The organism is Lacibacter sp. MH-610, from assembly GCF_045780045.1.
GTDB lineage: Bacteria > Bacteroidota > Bacteroidia > Chitinophagales > Chitinophagaceae > Lacibacter.
In genome coordinates this window covers 398859-417295 of sequence record NZ_CP116002.1, presented here as the reverse complement: position 1 = coordinate 417295, position 18437 = coordinate 398859, and the positions used below count along the sequence as shown (strand labels likewise).

Annotated in this window: 20 protein-coding genes; 3 read left to right on the top strand and 17 right to left on the bottom strand. The window is 41.0% G+C overall.

Annotated elements, in window-relative coordinates:
• Complete coding sequence (locus tag PDL71_RS01895) at window positions 1-1275, bottom strand: tyrosine-type recombinase/integrase (protein ID WP_407524591.1); 1275 nt, start codon at window positions 1273-1275, stop codon at window positions 1-3.
• 288 nt (window positions 1276-1563) lie between these two features.
• Between PDL71_RS01895 and PDL71_RS01890 the strand changes: the two genes are divergently transcribed.
• Entirely contained in the window at window positions 1564-1698 is a 135-nt protein-coding gene (locus tag PDL71_RS01890; RefSeq protein ID WP_407524589.1) for a hypothetical protein, read from the top strand.
• 15 nt (window positions 1699-1713) lie between these two features.
• On the top strand, window positions 1714-2049 hold the full coding sequence (locus PDL71_RS01885) for a cupin domain-containing protein (RefSeq protein WP_407524587.1): 336 nt from the start codon (window positions 1714-1716) through the stop codon (window positions 2047-2049).
• 98 nt (window positions 2050-2147) lie between these two features.
• Here the strand turns inward: PDL71_RS01885 and PDL71_RS01880 are convergent, their stop codons facing one another.
• From PDL71_RS01880 to PDL71_RS01820, 13 genes are all read right to left on the bottom strand, one after another.
• Window positions 2148-3080 carry a toxin-antitoxin system YwqK family antitoxin gene (locus PDL71_RS01880; RefSeq protein WP_407524585.1) on the bottom strand — a complete coding sequence of 311 codons (933 nt, stop codon included), beginning with the start codon at window positions 3078-3080 and terminating at the stop codon, window positions 2148-2150.
• A gap of 20 nt (window positions 3081-3100) precedes the next feature.
• A complete protein-coding gene (locus PDL71_RS01875) occupies window positions 3101-3475 on the bottom strand; it encodes a YccF domain-containing protein (protein ID WP_407524583.1) in 375 nt (124 codons plus the stop codon).
• A gap of 62 nt (window positions 3476-3537) precedes the next feature.
• Complete coding sequence (locus PDL71_RS01870) at window positions 3538-4734, bottom strand: efflux RND transporter periplasmic adaptor subunit (protein ID WP_407524581.1); 1197 nt, start codon at window positions 4732-4734, stop codon at window positions 3538-3540.
• A gap of 2 nt (window positions 4735-4736) precedes the next feature.
• Complete coding sequence (locus tag PDL71_RS01865; RefSeq protein ID WP_407524579.1) at window positions 4737-6104, bottom strand: efflux RND transporter periplasmic adaptor subunit; 1368 nt, start codon at window positions 6102-6104, stop codon at window positions 4737-4739.
• 11 nt (window positions 6105-6115) lie between these two features.
• Window positions 6116-7609, bottom strand: a complete 1494-nt coding sequence (locus PDL71_RS01860) for a multicopper oxidase family protein (protein WP_407524577.1) — start codon at window positions 7607-7609, stop codon at window positions 6116-6118.
• 11 nt (window positions 7610-7620) lie between these two features.
• Window positions 7621-8874 (bottom strand): TolC family protein, encoded by a 1254-nt coding sequence (locus PDL71_RS01855; protein WP_407524575.1) that lies wholly within the window; start codon window positions 8872-8874, stop codon window positions 7621-7623.
• Entirely contained in the window at window positions 8861-10786 is a 1926-nt protein-coding gene (locus PDL71_RS01850) for an efflux RND transporter permease subunit (protein WP_407524573.1), read from the bottom strand. Before PDL71_RS01850 ends, PDL71_RS01855 begins: the two co-directional genes overlap by 14 nt.
• A gap of 2 nt (window positions 10787-10788) precedes the next feature.
• The gene (locus PDL71_RS01845; RefSeq protein WP_407524571.1) at window positions 10789-12078 is read right to left on the bottom strand and encodes an efflux RND transporter permease subunit; all 1290 of its coding nucleotides are present in this window, start codon (window positions 12076-12078) and stop codon (window positions 10789-10791) included.
• Between the two features lie 16 nt (window positions 12079-12094).
• Entirely contained in the window at window positions 12095-12727 is a 633-nt protein-coding gene (locus tag PDL71_RS01840; RefSeq protein WP_407524569.1) for a DUF3347 domain-containing protein, read from the bottom strand.
• A 22-nt stretch (window positions 12728-12749) separates the two neighbouring features.
• Window positions 12750-13082 carry a heavy metal-binding domain-containing protein gene (locus PDL71_RS01835; RefSeq protein ID WP_407524567.1) on the bottom strand — a complete coding sequence of 111 codons (333 nt, stop codon included), beginning with the start codon at window positions 13080-13082 and terminating at the stop codon, window positions 12750-12752.
• Window positions 13083-13183: 101 nt separating this feature from the next.
• A complete protein-coding gene (locus PDL71_RS01830; protein ID WP_407524565.1) occupies window positions 13184-13585 on the bottom strand; it encodes an HYC_CC_PP family protein in 402 nt (133 codons plus the stop codon).
• A gap of 134 nt (window positions 13586-13719) precedes the next feature.
• Window positions 13720-14643: a pseudouridine-5'-phosphate glycosidase gene (locus PDL71_RS01825; RefSeq protein WP_407524563.1), complete on the bottom strand. Its 924-nt coding sequence runs from the start codon at window positions 14641-14643 to the stop codon at window positions 13720-13722.
• Window positions 14640-15569 carry a carbohydrate kinase family protein gene (locus tag PDL71_RS01820; protein ID WP_407524561.1) on the bottom strand — a complete coding sequence of 310 codons (930 nt, stop codon included), beginning with the start codon at window positions 15567-15569 and terminating at the stop codon, window positions 14640-14642. The genes PDL71_RS01825 and PDL71_RS01820 overlap by 4 nt, the downstream gene beginning before the upstream one ends.
• A 26-nt stretch (window positions 15570-15595) precedes the next feature.
• Between PDL71_RS01820 and PDL71_RS01815 the strand changes: the two genes are divergently transcribed.
• A complete protein-coding gene (locus PDL71_RS01815; RefSeq protein ID WP_407524559.1) occupies window positions 15596-15760 on the top strand; it encodes a hypothetical protein in 165 nt (54 codons plus the stop codon).
• 170 nt (window positions 15761-15930) lie between these two features.
• Here the strand turns inward: PDL71_RS01815 and PDL71_RS01810 are convergent, their stop codons facing one another.
• From PDL71_RS01810 to PDL71_RS01800, 3 genes are all read right to left on the bottom strand, one after another.
• Entirely contained in the window at window positions 15931-16314 is a 384-nt protein-coding gene (locus PDL71_RS01810) for a hypothetical protein (RefSeq protein ID WP_407524557.1), read from the bottom strand.
• Window positions 16315-16756: 442 nt separating this feature from the next.
• Complete coding sequence (locus tag PDL71_RS01805; protein WP_407524555.1) at window positions 16757-17395, bottom strand: GIN domain-containing protein; 639 nt, start codon at window positions 17393-17395, stop codon at window positions 16757-16759.
• Between the two features lie 447 nt (window positions 17396-17842).
• The gene (locus tag PDL71_RS01800; protein WP_407524553.1) at window positions 17843-18367 is read right to left on the bottom strand and encodes a dihydrofolate reductase family protein; all 525 of its coding nucleotides are present in this window, start codon (window positions 18365-18367) and stop codon (window positions 17843-17845) included.
• Between the last annotated feature and the right edge of the window lie 70 nt (window positions 18368-18437).

The window sequence follows — 18437 nt, the reverse complement described above, 5'->3', positions numbered from 1 at the left end:
TTAAGAAAACGCTTTTATCTTTTCTTTATGAAAACGGGGTTTAAATGTTTCTAAATTCTCGCTAACCGGTATAATAAGTCTCTTCGCTTTTTCTGTCTTTCTTTCCAAACTAAATCGTTGAACATATGCTTTTGTAACCCTGATATCAGAATGTCCCAAACATTCAGAGAGGTATTCAATTGATTCTCCTCCATCAATTATTGCTTTTGAAAATTGGTGCCGTGCAACATAGGTAGTCACCTTTTTCGTTATTCCAAGTTTGGCAGCAATTAAGGCAAGGTGCTTGTTGGTTACATGAACAAACTGCATTGAAGTTTTAAAACGCTCTTCAGCAGTCATCTTTTCGTTTAAGAACGGAAATACAAATGATTCTTTAGATTCATTTGCTGACCACTTATTGATGATTTCTTTTATTTCATCTAATAATGGGATGGTAATTAATACAGGGTTAGCTCTACTACTTGATTTTGTTTTTTCTCTAAAAAACTGAATCTGATTATCACTTAAATTTTCATATTTTAAGTGAAGTAAATCTTTAATGTTTGCGCCCTGGCATAAATAAGATAGAATAAAAAAATCTTTGGACCTTGCTTCATAACCAAATGGCTTCTTACACTTATAAGACCACAGTTTAAAGAAGTCAACAGTATCAATTGCCTTTTTGGGGTTCTTCCCTTCAGGAATTATATATTTTTTTCTTCCAAACGGATAGCATTCTTTAGGAAATAGTTGCAGGCTTATGGCCTCATTAATGATAGCTCTAAGAGGGCGCATGTAGATTCCAATTGTGGTAATGGATTTTTTTTCACTTACTAAACGATTTTCAAAGCTTTTTAAAAACTCCGGCGTTACTTCTGAAAAATCCAATTTTGGAGAAAATTTCCGTAAACTGTTTAAGCTGCATCTGTAATTAACAGCAGTACCTATGGCACCGCTCTCCATTTTTCCTTTAATTACCTTTTCATACAACTCAAAAATGCCATACTGCGGCTTTAAATCATTTCTAAATTGCTTTTCAAACGCAGAAAAGGAAAATGTTTTTAATTCACGCATTATTCTCCTTGCTTTCAATACCAGCTCTTCAATTTCAACCCTATCAGCACGAAGTTGCTTTGGGGGGTTGTCTCTCATGACTAAATCAAACTTTTCGTATGTATACTTAAATCCTGTACTGTAATACTTTTGGAGCCTATTACAGGTTACCCGCAACTTCAAAGGATAAACATCATCTTCTCTTTTCTTTCTATTATCTAATATCAGTTTTAATGTAACCATACTATAGCTTTAATAACACCCGGTACATACAAGGAACATACAAATTAGATAGTTCTGTAACATCCGAGGAAAACAAAGCTACACTTAAAAACGCATAACATGTTCACTGTCAGGCAAATATGAAAAGACAGGAAGCTACAGGAAAAGCCATGAAATGTGGAAAATTCAAACTGTTAATCAGAGGGTCTCAGGTTCAAGTCCTGAAGGGGGAGCAAAAAAAGTAAAAGGGTTATACTCAAATAGTATAACCCTTTTTTATTTGTACTTTGTTCCAATAAAAAAATCAACATGAAAACAGCAATACTCTTATTATTCGGCTTGATACCTTTTGCCGGTTTTGCCCAGTCAAGCGGATATACTATAAGTTCTTATTTAAAAGAAGGCACAAAAGCTCCCAATACCCATTATATTGGTGAGGCCTAGTTAAATCCTTTGTTAATGGCAGACAGTACCATCAGCTATGGTATTACCAAGGCCACGTTCCGGGCCAACTCCACACTTGACTGGCATAAACACGGATCGCCACAGGTGCTTATTATTGTAGAAGGGGAAGGGTATTACCAGGAAAGAGGAAAAGAACCGGTGATACTCCGCAAGGGAGATGTAATTAAATGCGAAAAAGATATTGAGCACTGGCATACTTCTACCAAAGAAAGTGCCGTGACTTATTTAGCTATTTACGGAGGTGCACAACCAACTACCTGGACGGAGAAATTAACACAGGAATATTATGACAGTGTTGCACAGAAGTTGAAAGAAAAAAGCAAGAAGTGATTGGTTTTATTTAAATGTGATAAAGTATCTGCCTATAACTTAAACATGAACCGTGCTTAAATAACAGAAAGGAAGCCCCGGATTATTCCAGGCTTTTTTTATTGCTCAACTCCGTTTACATACTGTACTGTTTCCCGAACTGTTCCATCTTCATTGTAAAGAATTAAAGTGCCGTTACCCTCTTTCAATGTTCCGGGATTCCGTTTGTTTCCTTCTGCATCGTAGTTGGAAATTACAGTCCAATGCATTCCATCTTTATAAATTTCTTCAATCCAGAGCTGTCCGTTAGGATGATAATACTTACGGGTTCCGTTAAACTTATTATCTGAAAAAGAAACTTCTTCTTTTAAAACACCACTTTCATAATAAATACTGGCCGGCCCTTCCAGCACATTGTTTTTGAGGAAAAGCTTTCGTTTTAGTTTTCCATCTGGAAAGTATTCTTTATAGTCGCCATTCTTTTTCTTATCCTCAATGGTTATTTCAGATTCAACCGTACCGGATTTATAAAAATTACGTTCAATGTATTTACGGGTACCGTCTATATGGTCAATAGCATAAAGTATTGTTTTGCCATCATAATTATAAGTAGTAGCCATTCCTTTGAGCAGACCGTTTACATAATTCTGTTCCTGTACTTTTATCCCTTTGAGATTATAAGTGGTCCAGGTGCCGTTTAAACTGTCATTCACAAATTGCTGCTCATAAATTTTGTACAGTCTTTTTTTATCAAGACTGTCAATCACATAATAAGTAAACACACCGTTTCGCTTACCGTTTTTGTAAGGACCTTCTACTTTTATAACCGTGTTATAATTCCATTTAATGTATGTAGTGTTATTATCATCTACATCCCACAAGGTTAGTTCTGTTTCAAGATAGGTAACACCTATCCCCTCATTTAATTTTGGAGTTGTTTTAAACAAATCGCTTTGATAAGTAGTGCGGAGTAATTTTTTAGTGTAAGGTGGTTGTTGTGCCCAAAGAGCAGTACCAAGCAATAAAAGAAAAATCAAAGAGGTTGATTTCATATGTATTCATTTCTACAAATCTATTCCTCCACCACCTTCTTTCCAAAGGGCATCAGGGATATTTCCACCAGCTTAAAATGCTGCCTGGCCCATGGAATACCAATGATGGTGATGTATAAAATAGCACCCATAATAATGTGATTGAGTGTTACTGCAATACCACCCACTACAATCCAGATAATATTGGCGATGATGGTTAAACAACCACTATCAGAGGAAGAGGAGATTACTTTTTTTCCAAAAGGCCAGAGTACCAAACCGGCCAGTTTAAAACATTGCAAACCGAAGGGAATACCGATAATGGTGATGCACAAAACAAGACCGCCGAAAAAATAGCAGAGCGCTGCAAAGAATCCTCCAAAAAGGAGCCAGATAAGGTTGCCGATGAAATTCATGGTTCAAAATAACGAAATAAAATCAATCGGCTGTAAGGGTTGCGCTGATGTGCAAACCGGTTTTAATGATTGTGTCCCGCCATCGGATCTACTCCTTTTTTAAATACATACTCACTGTGCAGTAAATATGCACCGGTTAATACTACTACATCCCCTTCTTTTAATCCTGATTTGATTTCAATACGATCGTTACTTTCCAAACCTGTTTGCACCATTACGCTTTTAAAAGTACTGGCGCTTGTTTTGATCCAAACCGTGGCGCTTTTACCATCTCTAATCACCGCATCAACAGGTAAAGTGAGTGATGTACGTTGCGGGCTTTTCAATAGTACATAGGCAGGCATACCCGGTTTCAATTGATTGCCGGCGTTAGGAATCGAGACACGGATGAGATTGATTCTTGTATCAGGATTGATTTCAGGATTTACAAATTCAATGCGTCCTTTGATTTCTTTATTATCAAAGTCAGGAAGCTGAACTGTAGCCATGCTGTTGCTGTTTACTTCTGCCATTTGCGATGTGTACACCTGTGCTTCGGCCCATAAGGTTGAAAGATCAGCCAGTTTTACAATAGTTCCGCCTTCCATTACATAATCTCCTTCACGGATATCTAACTGTGTAATGTAGCCGCCGGCGGTGCTGTAAAACGTTGTGGTGGGTGTTGCTTTCCTTTTTTCAGCCAGCTCATTGATCTGTGCTTCACTCATTCCCCATAAAAGCAATTTGTTTTTAGCACTTTGAATCAACTGGTCAAAATCAATCACGGTTTCTGCAGCAAAGGTTTTTTTCTTATCTAATTCAAGAAGATATTCCTGTTTGGCATTGTTCAACTCCTCACTGTAGATTTCATACAACGCTGCACCTTTCTTTACATAGTCTCCCAAATTTTTATAATACAACCGCTCCACTCTGCCCATCACTCTTGAACTTACAGAGGAAGCTTTCATCTGATCAAAATTGAGTGTGGCTGTTAATACCAACTGATCACCAATGCTTCCGTTGCGGATGGTATCTGCTTGAATATTGCCCAGTTGCATCTGTTGATCACTCAACTGCAGTTCATCTTTTTTCTCACCGTTCTTTTTCTTTACAGGTGTGAGGTCCATTTTGCAGATGGGGCATTTGCCCGGTTTGTATTCCACCACCTGCGGATCCATGGAGCAGGTGTAATAGGTATCAGGATCTGCAGCTACATTGTTTTTATTCTTACAAGCTGCAAGAATGAATAAAGTAATCAGAGAAATAGTAAGATATCGCATGATCAGTTTTTTATTTTTATAAAGCTCTCGCTGTCCATCAGGTATTGTGCATTCACCGCAACGGAATCAGTTGTTGTTAATCCGCTCAGCACCTGAATATGTTTTTGATGGATGATGCCTGTACTGATTTTTGTTGCTTTAAATCCGCCATTGGTTTTTTGAAATACCACTTTGTCCATACCCAATGAAAGAACCGCTTCTTTGGGTAACCAGAACGCTTCTTTTGTATTACCAAATACCGTGGCTTTTACCTGGCTGCCAACCGGAATCTTTAAACTGCTGTTATTGAAATACACTCTTGCTGTTAAGGTTTTACTTTCTTTTCGATAGAAAGGTTCAATAAAATCAATGCTTGCCCTGAAGTCTTTGTTGGGTGCCGTTTCAGGTACAACCCGTACAACATTACCGGTTTTCACCAATGATTGATTGTCGCCATAAATATTGAGCACCGCCCAAGCTTTATCAGGATTGAACACAGTAAAAACAGATTGCCCTTTCTGCACATACATTCCTTCTTTCAATGAAAGTTCTTCTGTGATCAAAGAAATATCCCGCATGGTACCGGATTGTGTATTCATGCTGCCGCCATTGGTTGATTCATGAATATGACCATTGTACTGACTGTACACAGCAATGGTTAAAGATGGTTTTCCTGATTGTACTACCTGTTGTAATTGTTCTTTACTCATACCCAGCAACAATAGTTTTTCTTTAGCGGCTTCAATCATTGTGGTATTGCCCGGATCGTTTTTCAGGAGGAATAAAAGATTCTGTTGTGCAGTTAACATTTCAGGGCTGTAGATATCAAGAATGCGCTGCCCTTTTTGAATTTTTTGATACCGGTAGCGCACATACAATTTTTCAATTCTGCCCGAAACTCTTGCTGAAATACTTCCTACCTGTCTTGTATCATAAGCAATGTTGCCCAGTGCTTCAATCTCTATCTGTTCACCCCGCTGTTCAATGGTTGTAACAGGAATGGAGGATACTACAAATTCATTGGTAGGTTTTAATAAGGATTCCAGTTCAACATCTTGATTGGCCTGTTTGGTTTCCATCTTTACCAGATCCATACCACACTTGGGGCAGGAACCCGGTTGATCACTAAACACAGAATCCTCCGGCATAGGACAGGTGTACATATCCTTTTGATGATGTGCATGATCTTCTGTTTCCATTTTCACCAGATCCATACCGCACTTGGGGCAAGAACCGGGTTGATCACTGAACACAGAATCTTCCGGCATAGGGCAGGTGTACTGTGCCTTCACTACTTCTGTGTTGTGTTGTGTATGCGACTCCTGCTGTTTGTTGTTGCAGGCTATTGCCATCATCAGGAGCCAACTGCTTATAATAATTAATTTCTTCATTGTATGATCCATTAACTCAATTGATATTGTAACATCATGCCATCATCTTCATGCTCCAGGTTATGACAGTGAAAAACAAATTTGCCCGGATTGTTTTCAAAAGGAACAAGGATGCTTACTGTTTCGCCGGGCATTACCAGCACGGTATCTTTCCATCCGCTTTCAGAAGCAATAATGTTTCCTCTGCCGCCTGTACGTTGCAACACTCTGAAAAATACACCGTGCAAATGCATAGGATGCGGTTCATCGCCTTTGCTGTTGTTAAACACCCAAACCTCATTGGTATTAGCTGCTACAGTTTCATCAATACGGCCGCTTTCATAAAGTTTTCCGTTAATGCGGTGGCGCATCTTCATACCATCGTTCATGGGGTAACCATGATGCTCCATTGCATTGGAGATTTCAAAGGTTCTTGTTCTTACTGCAGAAGATGAAGGAATGTTATTGATCACAGAAAGCGTTGCAGGAACGGTAAATGCATCCGTAACGGCCGTTGTTACTTTAAATTTCATAATGCGGAAAGATTGCACACCCTGTGCATCACCGCCATACCCAAACTTTTTATTCACTAAAAATAAATCTGTACCTGTTGCTGTTCCGCTAAAGTTCACCAGCACATCCAATCGTTCACCAGGTGCAATGAGTATTTCTTTTACTGTTACCGGATTACTCAATAATCCACCATCATTACCAATGATCACCATATCAGCATTATTACTCATAGCCAGGTTGTACACTCTTGCATTGGAACCATTCAAGATGCGTAAGCGGTAGTAACGGGTGGCTACTTCTGTATATGGAGCATACACTCCGTTTACTACAATGGATTCACCCATATAACCTGCCATGATTTCTTCTACAGAAGGATCATAGGGAATACTGCTGTTGGTGATGCGTTTATCCTGAATGACCAATGGCAGTTCATTGGAACCTGACGGAAGATTGAGAGCTGCTTCTTCCGCATCATTGATGATAAACAAACCTGCCAGTCCCTGAAAAACCTGTTTGCCGGTTTTATTATGCGGATGCGGATGATACCAGCTTAAACCTGCTCTCTGATTTACGGTGAACTGATAACGGAACGTACCACCTGCATTGGCTAACTGATCAGGATGTCCATCCATCAACGCCGGAATTTTTAAACCATGCCAATGAATATTGGTATGTTCTGATAAATTATTCTGCAATAAAATATTCACTGCATCACCTCTGTTGATTCTGAACGAAGGACCCAGCATCCGATTGGGCTGATAACCCAATACGGGAATGGTTGCACCATTGAGGTTAGTTGATGTTACCTGTGCCGTGATTGTATGATTGGCTCCTGCTGTTGAGGGAAACGAAAGCAACCGTGAAAAATCACCTTCCTTTACCCACACAGGTTCTGTCTTCAAACCACGATGATGATCTTTACGGCAACCGGTTAATAAACCGATCAACGAACCGCCTGCAGCTACGGAGCCCACACTCAAACCTGATAATTTTAAAAAATTTCTTCTTTGCATCATCCTGTGTTTTATTGTTTTTCAATGATCCGTTCAATTGTTACCTGGAGTTTTAGTGCCTGGTTGAGCAATTCCGTGTACTCCAGTTGTTTCATGTTTAAAACTTCCCATGCATCATAGAGCATAAACAATTCTTCTGTGTTCTGTTCATAACCCAGTTGCATGGTTTTATAATTGTTGCGTAATGCAGGCAGTATGGTTTCATCATAGAGCTTGAGTTGTTTTTTCTTCAACTCCAGTTCATTGCGCATGCCATAGGCCATACCACTGTATTCATTCGCCATCATTTCTTTTTGTGATTGTATGGCATAGGTTTTCCATTTGAGGCTTTCCATATTTGCTTTGTTCATCTTTGATGACCACTTGGCCATAGGAATACGCACCATGCCCATGATGGTGTATTGCAGCGGCTGAGCACCAAAGCCGATCATATTATCATAGCGGATACCAAACTGTGGTTTCAATGCTGTTTTTTCTGTTTCCTGTTTCAGTTGTGTGAGTTTTATTTCTTTATCCAATGATTTGAGATCACTGCGGTTGGAATAAAACAAAGTGCTGTCAAATACCATGGTTGAAAAATCATACAGCGTGTATGTGGTATCAATATCAAAAGGAATCATGGCATTGCGGCCCATGAGTGTATTGATGCGGATGCGTTTTTCATTAATATCACTTTCATACATTAACTGCATATTTCTCACATCGCCCAATGCCGCTTTGGCTTTGTAGTAAGCGCTTATTTTTTCCAAACCGTTTTTATACCGTATCTCCGCATTCTTGATCATGAAGTCGAGGATCTTTTCATTTTCACGGAGCGTCACCAGCTTCTTTTTAAGAATGATCCATTCATAATACAACTGCTTGGCATCATTGATGAGTTCATTCAGTGTGGCGTTCTTTTTTTCTTTTTCTACTGATGACATGGCTTTCATATACCGTTCATCGGCATCCAGTTTTTTCTTATTGGGAAACATTTGCTCACCGGAGAACATTACGGAGCCCATGCCCGGTATATCATCTTCCCGGTGCCAGAGACGCACATCATAAGGTGTCATGAACTGTCCAATACCTACTTGCGGCGGCATCCAGCTTCTTGCACCTTTGGCTGCTTCATCCATAGAACGGATTTCATTGTCATACATCTTCACCACAGGGTGTGATGATTTGATACTGTCAATGACTGCATCCAATTTTAATGTTTGCGCCTGGCTGTTGCCGGCAAACACCGTTGCCAGCAATAGCGGTAATAGTTTATTCTTTAACATCGATCAATTCAATTTTGCCTTTACGTTTTAATTCTCTTTCCTTGATCATTTCAAAAATCACAGGAGTTATGAGTAACACATAAATGGTAGATGAAATAGTACCGCCGATTAACGGAATGGTGATGGGCCGCATGATATCACTGCCCACACCGGTAGCCCACAGGATGGGTATTAAACCAAACAAACCAACAGATACCGTCATGAGTTTGGGACGTAACCGTTTAGCTGAACCTTCAATTACAAATTCACGAATGATAGCCGGCGTTAAGGTGGCTTTGGAGTTGCCGTGTTTGGCCACCATATTATTCATCGCTTCATTTAAATAAATAGTCATGAGCATCGCCGTTTCAATCGCCATCCCAAACAGGGCAATAAAACCAACAGCTACTGCTACGGATAAGTTGATGCCATAGAAGTACACCATGAACACACCACCAATCAACGCAAACGGAACAGTGATCATAGTAGTGGCTGCTTCCTTAAATGAATGATAGGTGAAGTACAACACCATAAAGATGATGATGATGACAATGGGCATAATCATTTTGAGTGTGCGGTTGGCCCTGATCTGGTTTTCCCATTGGCCACTCCATTCCAGAAAATAACCTTTGGGTAATTTGGTGATCATTTTGTTGAGACGCTCCTGTGCTTCTTTCACTGTACTTCCCAGATCTCTTTCTCTTACATTGAACAACACCGTACCCCTCAGCATGGCATTTTCAGAATTGATCATGGGCGGACCATCGCCTAGTTGAATATCAGCCACTGCTTCCAACGGAACAGGACCAAACTCCATTGTTTGAACCTGCAGGCGTTTGAGTGCTTCGAGATTGTTACGGAAATCCTGGCCGTATCTTGCGTTTACACTAAACCGTTGGCGGCCTTCGATGGTAGTAGTAAGTTTCATACCACCCAATGCACTTTCAATGACTGTGTTCACATCATCCACGCTCAAACCATAACGACCAATCTCTTCTCTCTTAATAGCAATGTCCACATACTTACCGCCGGTGATGGGTTCTACATATAAATCTTTTACACCATCAATGCCTTCCAGTTGTTTCTTGATGGTTTGTGCAAATACATAAATGCTGTCAAGGTTTTGTCCATATACTTTCAATCCTACATCCGTTCTGATACCTGTTGAAAGCATGTTGATGCGGTTGATGATGGGTTGTGTCCATCCGTTGGTAACACCGGGTATCTGCATTTTGGAATTGAGCTCATTGATGATATCATCTTTTGTTAATCCTTTTCGCCATTCGTTTTTTGGTTTGAGCAAGATGATGGTTTCAATCATACTGATGGGCGAATTATCTGTTGCAGTATTGGCTCTTCCTGCTTTACCCAACACATGTGAAACTTCAGGAACCGTACGAATGAGTTTGTCCTGCACCTGTAATAATCTTTTGGCTTCTGAATTGGAAACATCAGGCAATGTAACAGGCATGAATAACAACGAACCTTCATCCAGCGGTGGCATAAACTCAGAACCCAAACGTGTCATCATAATGATACCTGTGGCCAGTGCAATGATGTTAACAGCAATGGTGGTCTTTCTCCACTTCAAACACCATTTGAGAATAGGTGTATAAATTTTTTCCAGTGTTCGTGTAATGGGGTTAGCGCTTTCCGGTTTCAATCTTCCTTTTAAAAAGAAAGAAATCAATACCGGCATTAATGTAATGGCCAACACCGCATCTATGAGCAGAATAAATGTTTTTGTCCAAGCAAGGGGATGAAAGAGTTTACCCTCCATACCTGTAAGCAAAAACACCGGCAGAAAGGAAGTAACCACAATGATGGTGGAATAAAATACACCCGGCCCCACCTGCTTGGATGATTTTTCAATGATGTCATTTCTTTCTTCTGCTGTTAACGGGTCTCTATTTCGTTTGAACCAGTTTGCCATAATTATGCTTTGTCAGATGAATTAATTTTTGCAGCCTGAGCTTCACTCAGATGCCGGTACGCATTCTCTACCATCACAATACCATCATCCACCACCACACCAATTGCCAGTGCAATACCGGTTAGTGACATGATGTTGGAAGAGATACCGAAGAGTTCAAGAAAAATAAAACCGGCTGCAACAGAGATGGGCAATTGAATGAGAATAATAACGGCACTGCGCCAGTGAAACAAAAAGATGAGTACTACCAGTGATACCGCAATCATTTCTTCCATCAGCGTTCCTTTTACAGAATCAATCGCTTCCTGAATTAAAGTACTGCGGTCATACGAAGTTTTAAAGGTGACACCTTCCGGTAATCCTTTCTCCACTTCTTTCATTTTTTCTTTTACGGCTTCAATTACTTTGTTGGCATTTTCATTATAACGCATCACTACAATTCCACCCACTACTTCGCCTTTGCCATCCATATCAAAAATGCCGAGACGTAAATCGCCGCCCATTTGTACAGAGCCGATGTCTTTTACCCGAACGGGAATACCATTGTAATTAGCGAGTGCAATGTTTTCTACATCTTCTTTGCTTTTGAGATAACCCAGTCCACGGATGATGTAAGCCATATCTGCCATTTCAAATTTGCGGCCGCCTACATCATTGTTATTCGCTTTCACTTTATTCATCACATCCATCAACGAGATGTTGTAGAATTGCAGCTTCACCGGATCAACCACCAACTGGTATTGTTTTTCAAAACCACCAAAGGATGCCACCTCCGCTACACCGGGTACTGTTTGCAAGGCAAACTTGATGTACCAATCCTGCAATGCACGTTGTTCACCCAAATCCATTTTTGGTGCATCGAGATGATACCAATAGATATGGCCCACACCTGTTCCGTCAGGACCCAATGAAGGCGTTACACCTTGCGGCAATAAACGCTGTGCAAAATTCAAGCGCTCCAGAACTCTTGTTCTTGCCCAATAGATATCTACGTTATCTTCAAAAATCACATATACAAAACTCATCCCGAACATGGAAGAACCACGGATGTTTTTGATTTTAGGAATACCCTGCAGGTTACTTACCAATGGATAAGTTACCTGGTCTTCGATCACCTGCGGACTGCGTCCCATCCATTCCGTAAAAACGATTACCTGGTTTTCACTCAAATCAGGAATGGCATCAATGGGATTTTCTTTTACTGAGTAAATGCCATAGGCAAACAGGCCGCCTGCAAGCAGCAGCACAATAAGCCTGTTACGCAAAGCCAGTTCAATTAATTTTTGAACCATGATGTTTGATTAATCATTATTGAATTACTTCCTCTACCGTTCCGCAGGTAAGCATTTGAGCACCGAAGTAAGGATTCTTTACTTCTTTGATTTCGCTCACCCACAAAGCGCCTTTGTTATCACGGGCCATCGGACAATGATCATGATACAAAGCACGGCCGGCGCCAAAGTTTTTTACCAGTGTATATACTTCTTCACTCATCATTGCAAAATGGGAACGCTGATGTTTGATGTTATCACCGTTCTTACCAATATGCTCTGCATGTTCTTTCAATGCTTCTTCGGTAGCATCATACGCTGTTTTCTGTTCTGCTGTAAAAAGCGATTTGTCCATTTTTGCCAATGCCTTTTCCATGGCCTGCGCACCATCGGCCGCATCACCTGCATCGTCATTTGTCAATGCATTTTTAATATGCAGGTAATGATCCACTATTTCCTTGATGGTAGCAGCCGCTTTCGCATCTACATTGGTAAACACGGCTGTAATTGTTTTCAATTCTTTATCATCCGGCGCTGCGGTATGTTGTGTTGTATCCTTGGCAGGTGTATGCATATCGTGCCCTTCGTGTTCATTGGCAGCTGTATTATTGTTGCAGGCCGTAAAAGCAACTGCGGCAACTATTATCATTACTGAAAAAATCTGTTTCATATCCTTTTGTTTTGAACGTTACTTAATGTTTGTGATTGGAATGTTCTTCTTTCTTTTCAACAAGGTTCATTTTACATTTCGGACATTTACCGGCTTCGGCATAGGTTTTATCACCTTCACATTTCATAGGGCAGTAGTAGGCTTTTGCTGTTGTTGCTTTTTTTTCTTTTAAGTTCATTTTGCATTTCGGGCACTTACCAGCTTTGGCATAGGTTTTATCACCTTCACATTTCATGGGACAGTAGTACGAAGTTTCCTGCTGCGGGTTATTCTTTTTAGCACTCTTTTGTTGTGCCATTGCAGAAACGGAGAAGATGGTGAAGGCTGCCATCAACAGCATTTTAATTGTGTTCATTTTTGTTGGGTTGTGATGTTGAGAAATAAAGTACAAAAAGGCATAGTAAATGCCAATAGCCCGGCAAAATCATTTGCCCGGCTTCAAAGAAAAAGTCAGTCTTAAATCAGGAATGCCTGGTTGAGAATATATGCGGCAACACCCTGCGTTCGGGGTGGCGCATGACTGAAGGGATATTCTTCAGTAATAGAAGTGATTTGTAAAGCAGGTAATTCAGGATAGCTATGCACAACAGCCTCACTGAAAGCAGTCTTGAACTCAAAGGAAGTTTCTGCAATCTTCTGGTCGGCAGTGTTCTTAACAAATTTCTGTTCATCCTTGCAGCAGCCGTCGTTCTCGTTTTCGCTGCTCTTCTCCATACCGCATTTACCGCAACTGCTGTTGCTTTCAGATGTCAGACCCCAATCAGCCAGCTTGCCCATGCAGTAATGCATGTGCACCGTTGCTCCTGTGGAAGAAGCAAGAAATAAAAAGGCTAATATGGCGGCGATGAATTTTTTCATTGCTGTTGCAGCAGCAAAAGTAGAACTATTTTGGAGTTACATTCAGGTTTTTTCCTGCTCATCCATCTAACGGAACGTTAAGAATGGGAAAAACCGGGATTGCAAAAAGTCTATTTGTTTGATTTACAGATTTTTCAGATCAATTTTTTAACCGCTGCATAGGCCTTTGCAATTTCAGCACCTGTCCTTGCATTATGTTTGATCAACGCAATATTGGCGGCCAGGCTTTCTCCCTTTGTATGTGCCGCAATGTATTGCAATAAAAACGGCGTTACCTCTTTTCCTTTCACCTGTTGTTGCGCCGCTGCCTGCAAGGCTTGCTGTATATGTGCTTCCATTTGTGATGCCGGTACTTCATACTGTGCAGGAACAGGATTTGCAATCAGTACAGCACCTTCCAGCCCCAGTTGCCATTTACTGTGCAGTAAAGCCGCCACAGCCGCTGCCGTATCCAATCGTAACGGTGTTTCGTAGCCGCTTTCACGGGAATAAAAACTGGGGAATGCATCCTGGCCCATTGTTACAACAGGGATGCCTTTTGTTTCCAGGTATTCCAATGTTAAACCAATATCGAGAATAGATTTTACACCGGCTGATACCACGGCTACTGAGGTTTGCGCCATCTCCGTTAAATCAGCGCTGATGTCCATACTGTTTTCAGCGCCACGGTGTACACCGCCAATACCGCCTGTTACAAATACAGCAATGCCTGCCATAGAAGCAATACGCATGGTAGCCGCCACCGTAGTAGCACCTGCTTTGTTTTGCGTAAGCACATAAGGTATATCCCGCAGGCTCACCTTCCACACATCTCTTGCTTTACCAAATAATTCAACCTGCTCTGCAGTTAAACCCACATAACATTTTCCGTTCATGATGGCAATGGTGGCAGGCACAGCTCCTCCGTCACGCACTACCTCTTCTACGGCCAATGCTGTTTCTACATTTTGCGGATAAGGCATGCCGTGCGAAATAATGGTAGATTCCAAGGCCACTACAGGTCTTCCTTCCTGCAAGGCCAACTGCACTTGCGGATGTATTTCTAAAAATGAATTCATGCTTCAGGAAAATATTTAGGAACCAGCTCCAGCAGTTGTTCCCGGTTTAAATGAGTGGCAATGGCGCCGTTTACCTGTAAAATTTCAGCAGAGAGCGAGTGTGCAATTTTTAAACAGTCCAGGTCCTCTTTTCCCAAATGTTTCCCCAGCAGGTAACCGCTTAAGGATCCATCGCCCGCACCTGTACAATCCACCACTTCCACCAGCGATGCATGAAGTGATACTGTTTTTTCTTTACTAACTATACTGCTGCCGTGAATACCATTGTGCAGCCATATTTGCTGCACGCCACGGTTTAATAATTCTTCTACCTGTTTTTTGGTGCTGCTGCTTTCATCGCCGCACATCACCGGCAGTTCATCTTCATTGGGTGTTACTAAATACAAACCTTCTAACTGTAATGCCGCCAGTTTGCTGGCCGGGGGCACACTCACCGGTTCAATAATAAACGGAATACCCGTTTCCTTACTGAAGCTGAGCAGCCATTCCATGGTTTCAACAGACACGTTTGCATCGGCAAGGATATAGCCGGCTGTTTGCAGCAAGGCCCGTTGCTGCTGCAGGTGCGATGGCGAAATCAATTGTATAGCAGCATTGGTTAAAAAGGCTGTGTACAAACTTCCGTCCCGATCCAGGATGCCCGTGTATTTACCACTCAGTCCTTCTATGGTAACGGAACCATCTAATTGCACGCCCGCCTGTGTACATACCTGTTTGAGCCAGTGGCCATCACTGTCGTTACCGAATACTGAAATCAATTGCACCGGCACACCCAGCAGGGCTAACTGGTGGGCAATATTGCGGGCCACACCGCCGGCTGTTTTGGTTACATGTGCATTATTGGTAGTAGCGTTGAGAATGGTTTCGGTGGCATGAAAGAGTTCATCCACCAGGGCAGCTCCTATACAAATGATGGGTTTTGGCATGGGGGCAAAAGTAAGGTGGATTTGTTTTGACAAAAACTCCTTTTGGGGCTTTCAGCAGCGGTGCCGGTGGCAACAGTTATCACCGCCCGTCTTCAATGGCCGCCAAAACAACAGCGGGCCATTTACGCCTAAGCGGTGCAGCCCGTGGGTGGGTGGAAGTTTATGATGCATTGGTTATACATCCGGCTTGACTTAGTAGACACATCAAGGTCGGGTACTGTTTTTTCATTTTATTAAATATGGAAAATCCAACAGCGGCAAAAGATACACATGCTGCTCCGTAGTACGCAACGTCCCCATCTGGCAATTTGCATCATTTCAACACTTGTACAGCGGGAGACGTTGCTGGGAAGTTAAAAAATCACCACCAAATAGACATCAATCTGTTTACTAAAAAAATAAGTCCCCCAGCAATTATACCTAAAAAAACTACCCAAACTAAAACGCCTTCATATGCAGATTCAATTGCAGGCCGATAGAAATAAGTGATGAATAATGAAGTAAGTACACATATGACAAATTGCAGCATAAGGTTTGTACTCATTTTACCAAGAAAAAGTAAAGCCGATCCAATAGTCAATCCTTGTAAAAGCCAAAACAAAATAAAATTTAAATAATCTTTTGTTCCTTCAAATACTACTTGAAAAAGTTCATTATAATTATTACTGACTATAATTATAATATAGAAGATAAAGCATGCAATCACAGATGAAATTACATATTGTAATAATATTTTATTAGTCATCTTATTTTACTATTGGTTGGACATGGTTGGTGCTGCAACGAGCATAAATTTATTAATTAGTTTACAACTGCACACCGCCCGCCGTCGTTTGGTGTTTTAACCAACGACACCTGCACACCGCCATTACTCCCTCCAAATTCAACTTATCTAAGTGCTTATGAATTCCTTCCTTCGCAGCAACGTCTCCGGTAAGGGACGTTGCGTACTACGAAGAACTATGCTTCTTCGTTGAATCAACATTTCCTTCACTTTAAGGTATTACTTGCATACAGGCACAGAAAAAAGATACAAATTCTGCTCCGTAGTACGCAACGTCCCCATCTGGCAATTTGCATCATTTCAAACGCAGTACAGCGGGAGACGTTGCTGCGAAGTAAAGAGCTGTTTGCTGTTTTTTATTTTATCAGCTATGTAGAACAACAACAACGGCAAGAATTGTTTTTTATTTATTTTCAATCACAGCTTGCCCCTTTTGTACCAATTTTCCATTGCCTGTTCGATGTACCGAAAGTGTTTCAGAAGCATTGATGCTGACGCCTCCATTGCCATTTATCTCAACAAAAGCGTTGCTTACCAAAAGTTCCTGTGCATTGATGCCACCATTACCGGTGCATTGCAAACGCACTTTTTGTGCGGTGCCTTTTACAACAGCAGCACCGTTGCCATCGTTTACAAAGGAAAAATCAGATTCGCTTTTTAAAAATAAAGCAATGGTGCCATTACCCTGTTTGAACAAATCAACCAAAGATGGGCAGGTGATTTTTACCTTTATCTGCGGATTGGTGATGTACTTATTATTGTCTTTAGTGTAATTAAATTTCAAAGTGAGTTCCTCACTTTTTTGTATTACATCAAAAATGATGAAATACTTTTCCTTCATTTCTACTGCGATAGAAAAGGGTTTACCTGTTTCAATTTCTACTGCACCATCTACATCCAGCAACTTGATTTTTGTAAAGCCTGTGTTACTGTAGGTTTTAGTGACCGGTTTTTCAGAACCTGTAAACGGATTGGATTGTGCAAAACTTGTTGTTACGGCAAGCGACAGCAGTACAACTGCTGAAAAAATGTTCCGGTTCATAGTGTGTTTTTAAATGATACTAATTGACCCTTTTTAAAATTAGGGAGCGCAATTGCACTAACAGGTATGTATATCGATTGTTGAGACGCAGCAGCAAATTATTATTGATTTGTGATGAGCGGCAGGCATTTCTTTTATTTTGTTTCCATTTGGCATTACTGCCTGTCCGTCTTACACAATTTTTGACCTTTGTAAGTCTTGCACACAGCTTAGATGTATTAATTAATTTATAACGGTACTCAGCCCGCCGTCGTTGGGTGTTATCACCAACGACACCTGCACACCGCCATTACTCCCTCCAAATTAAACTTATCTAATTGCTTATGAATTCCTCGTTGGTAATACGTTCGGCTTCGCTCAGCAGACGCAACAAGGTCCGGATGCTGTTTCATCATTGATTATTTTTCAGCAGTGGGAAAACCAGCCCTGCGAAACGCTTCCAAAAAATTATTTCTTTTGATACCGCAGCTGTACCAACCCGCTCTTATAAGCATTGGTTTTTACCAGCTGCAGTTGCTGCACGGGAAACTGTTCAAATAAACGGGTGCCGCCACCCAGCAGTACGGGTATAATGGAAATGGTAAACAAATCAATCAAACTGTGTTGCAGTAAAAGATTCACCACCTGTGCACCGCCATCGCAAAAAATTGTTTTGCCTTCTCTTGCTTTGAGCTGTTGTACAAGTGTGAGCACATCACCTGTATAAAAATGATTGTTGCCGATAGAGGCAAGAGGTGTACGTGTTATAATATATGCTTCCTTATCTGCATGCGGAAAAGGATAACCCATCTGCAATACTTTATCATAAGTGCGTTTGCCCACAATCACAGTATCCACAGTTTCAATAAATGCACCATAACCATAATCTTCACCGGGTGTTTGTACCGCATCCAGAAACGAAAGATCATCACCGGGTGCCGCAATATATCCATCCAGGCTCATGGCAATATAAAGTTCAAGTGGTCTTGGCATATATTTTTGATTAACCCGGTAAAATTAGAAGACAAGCCATTTGTTACGACTCACATATTTATGTGAGGCA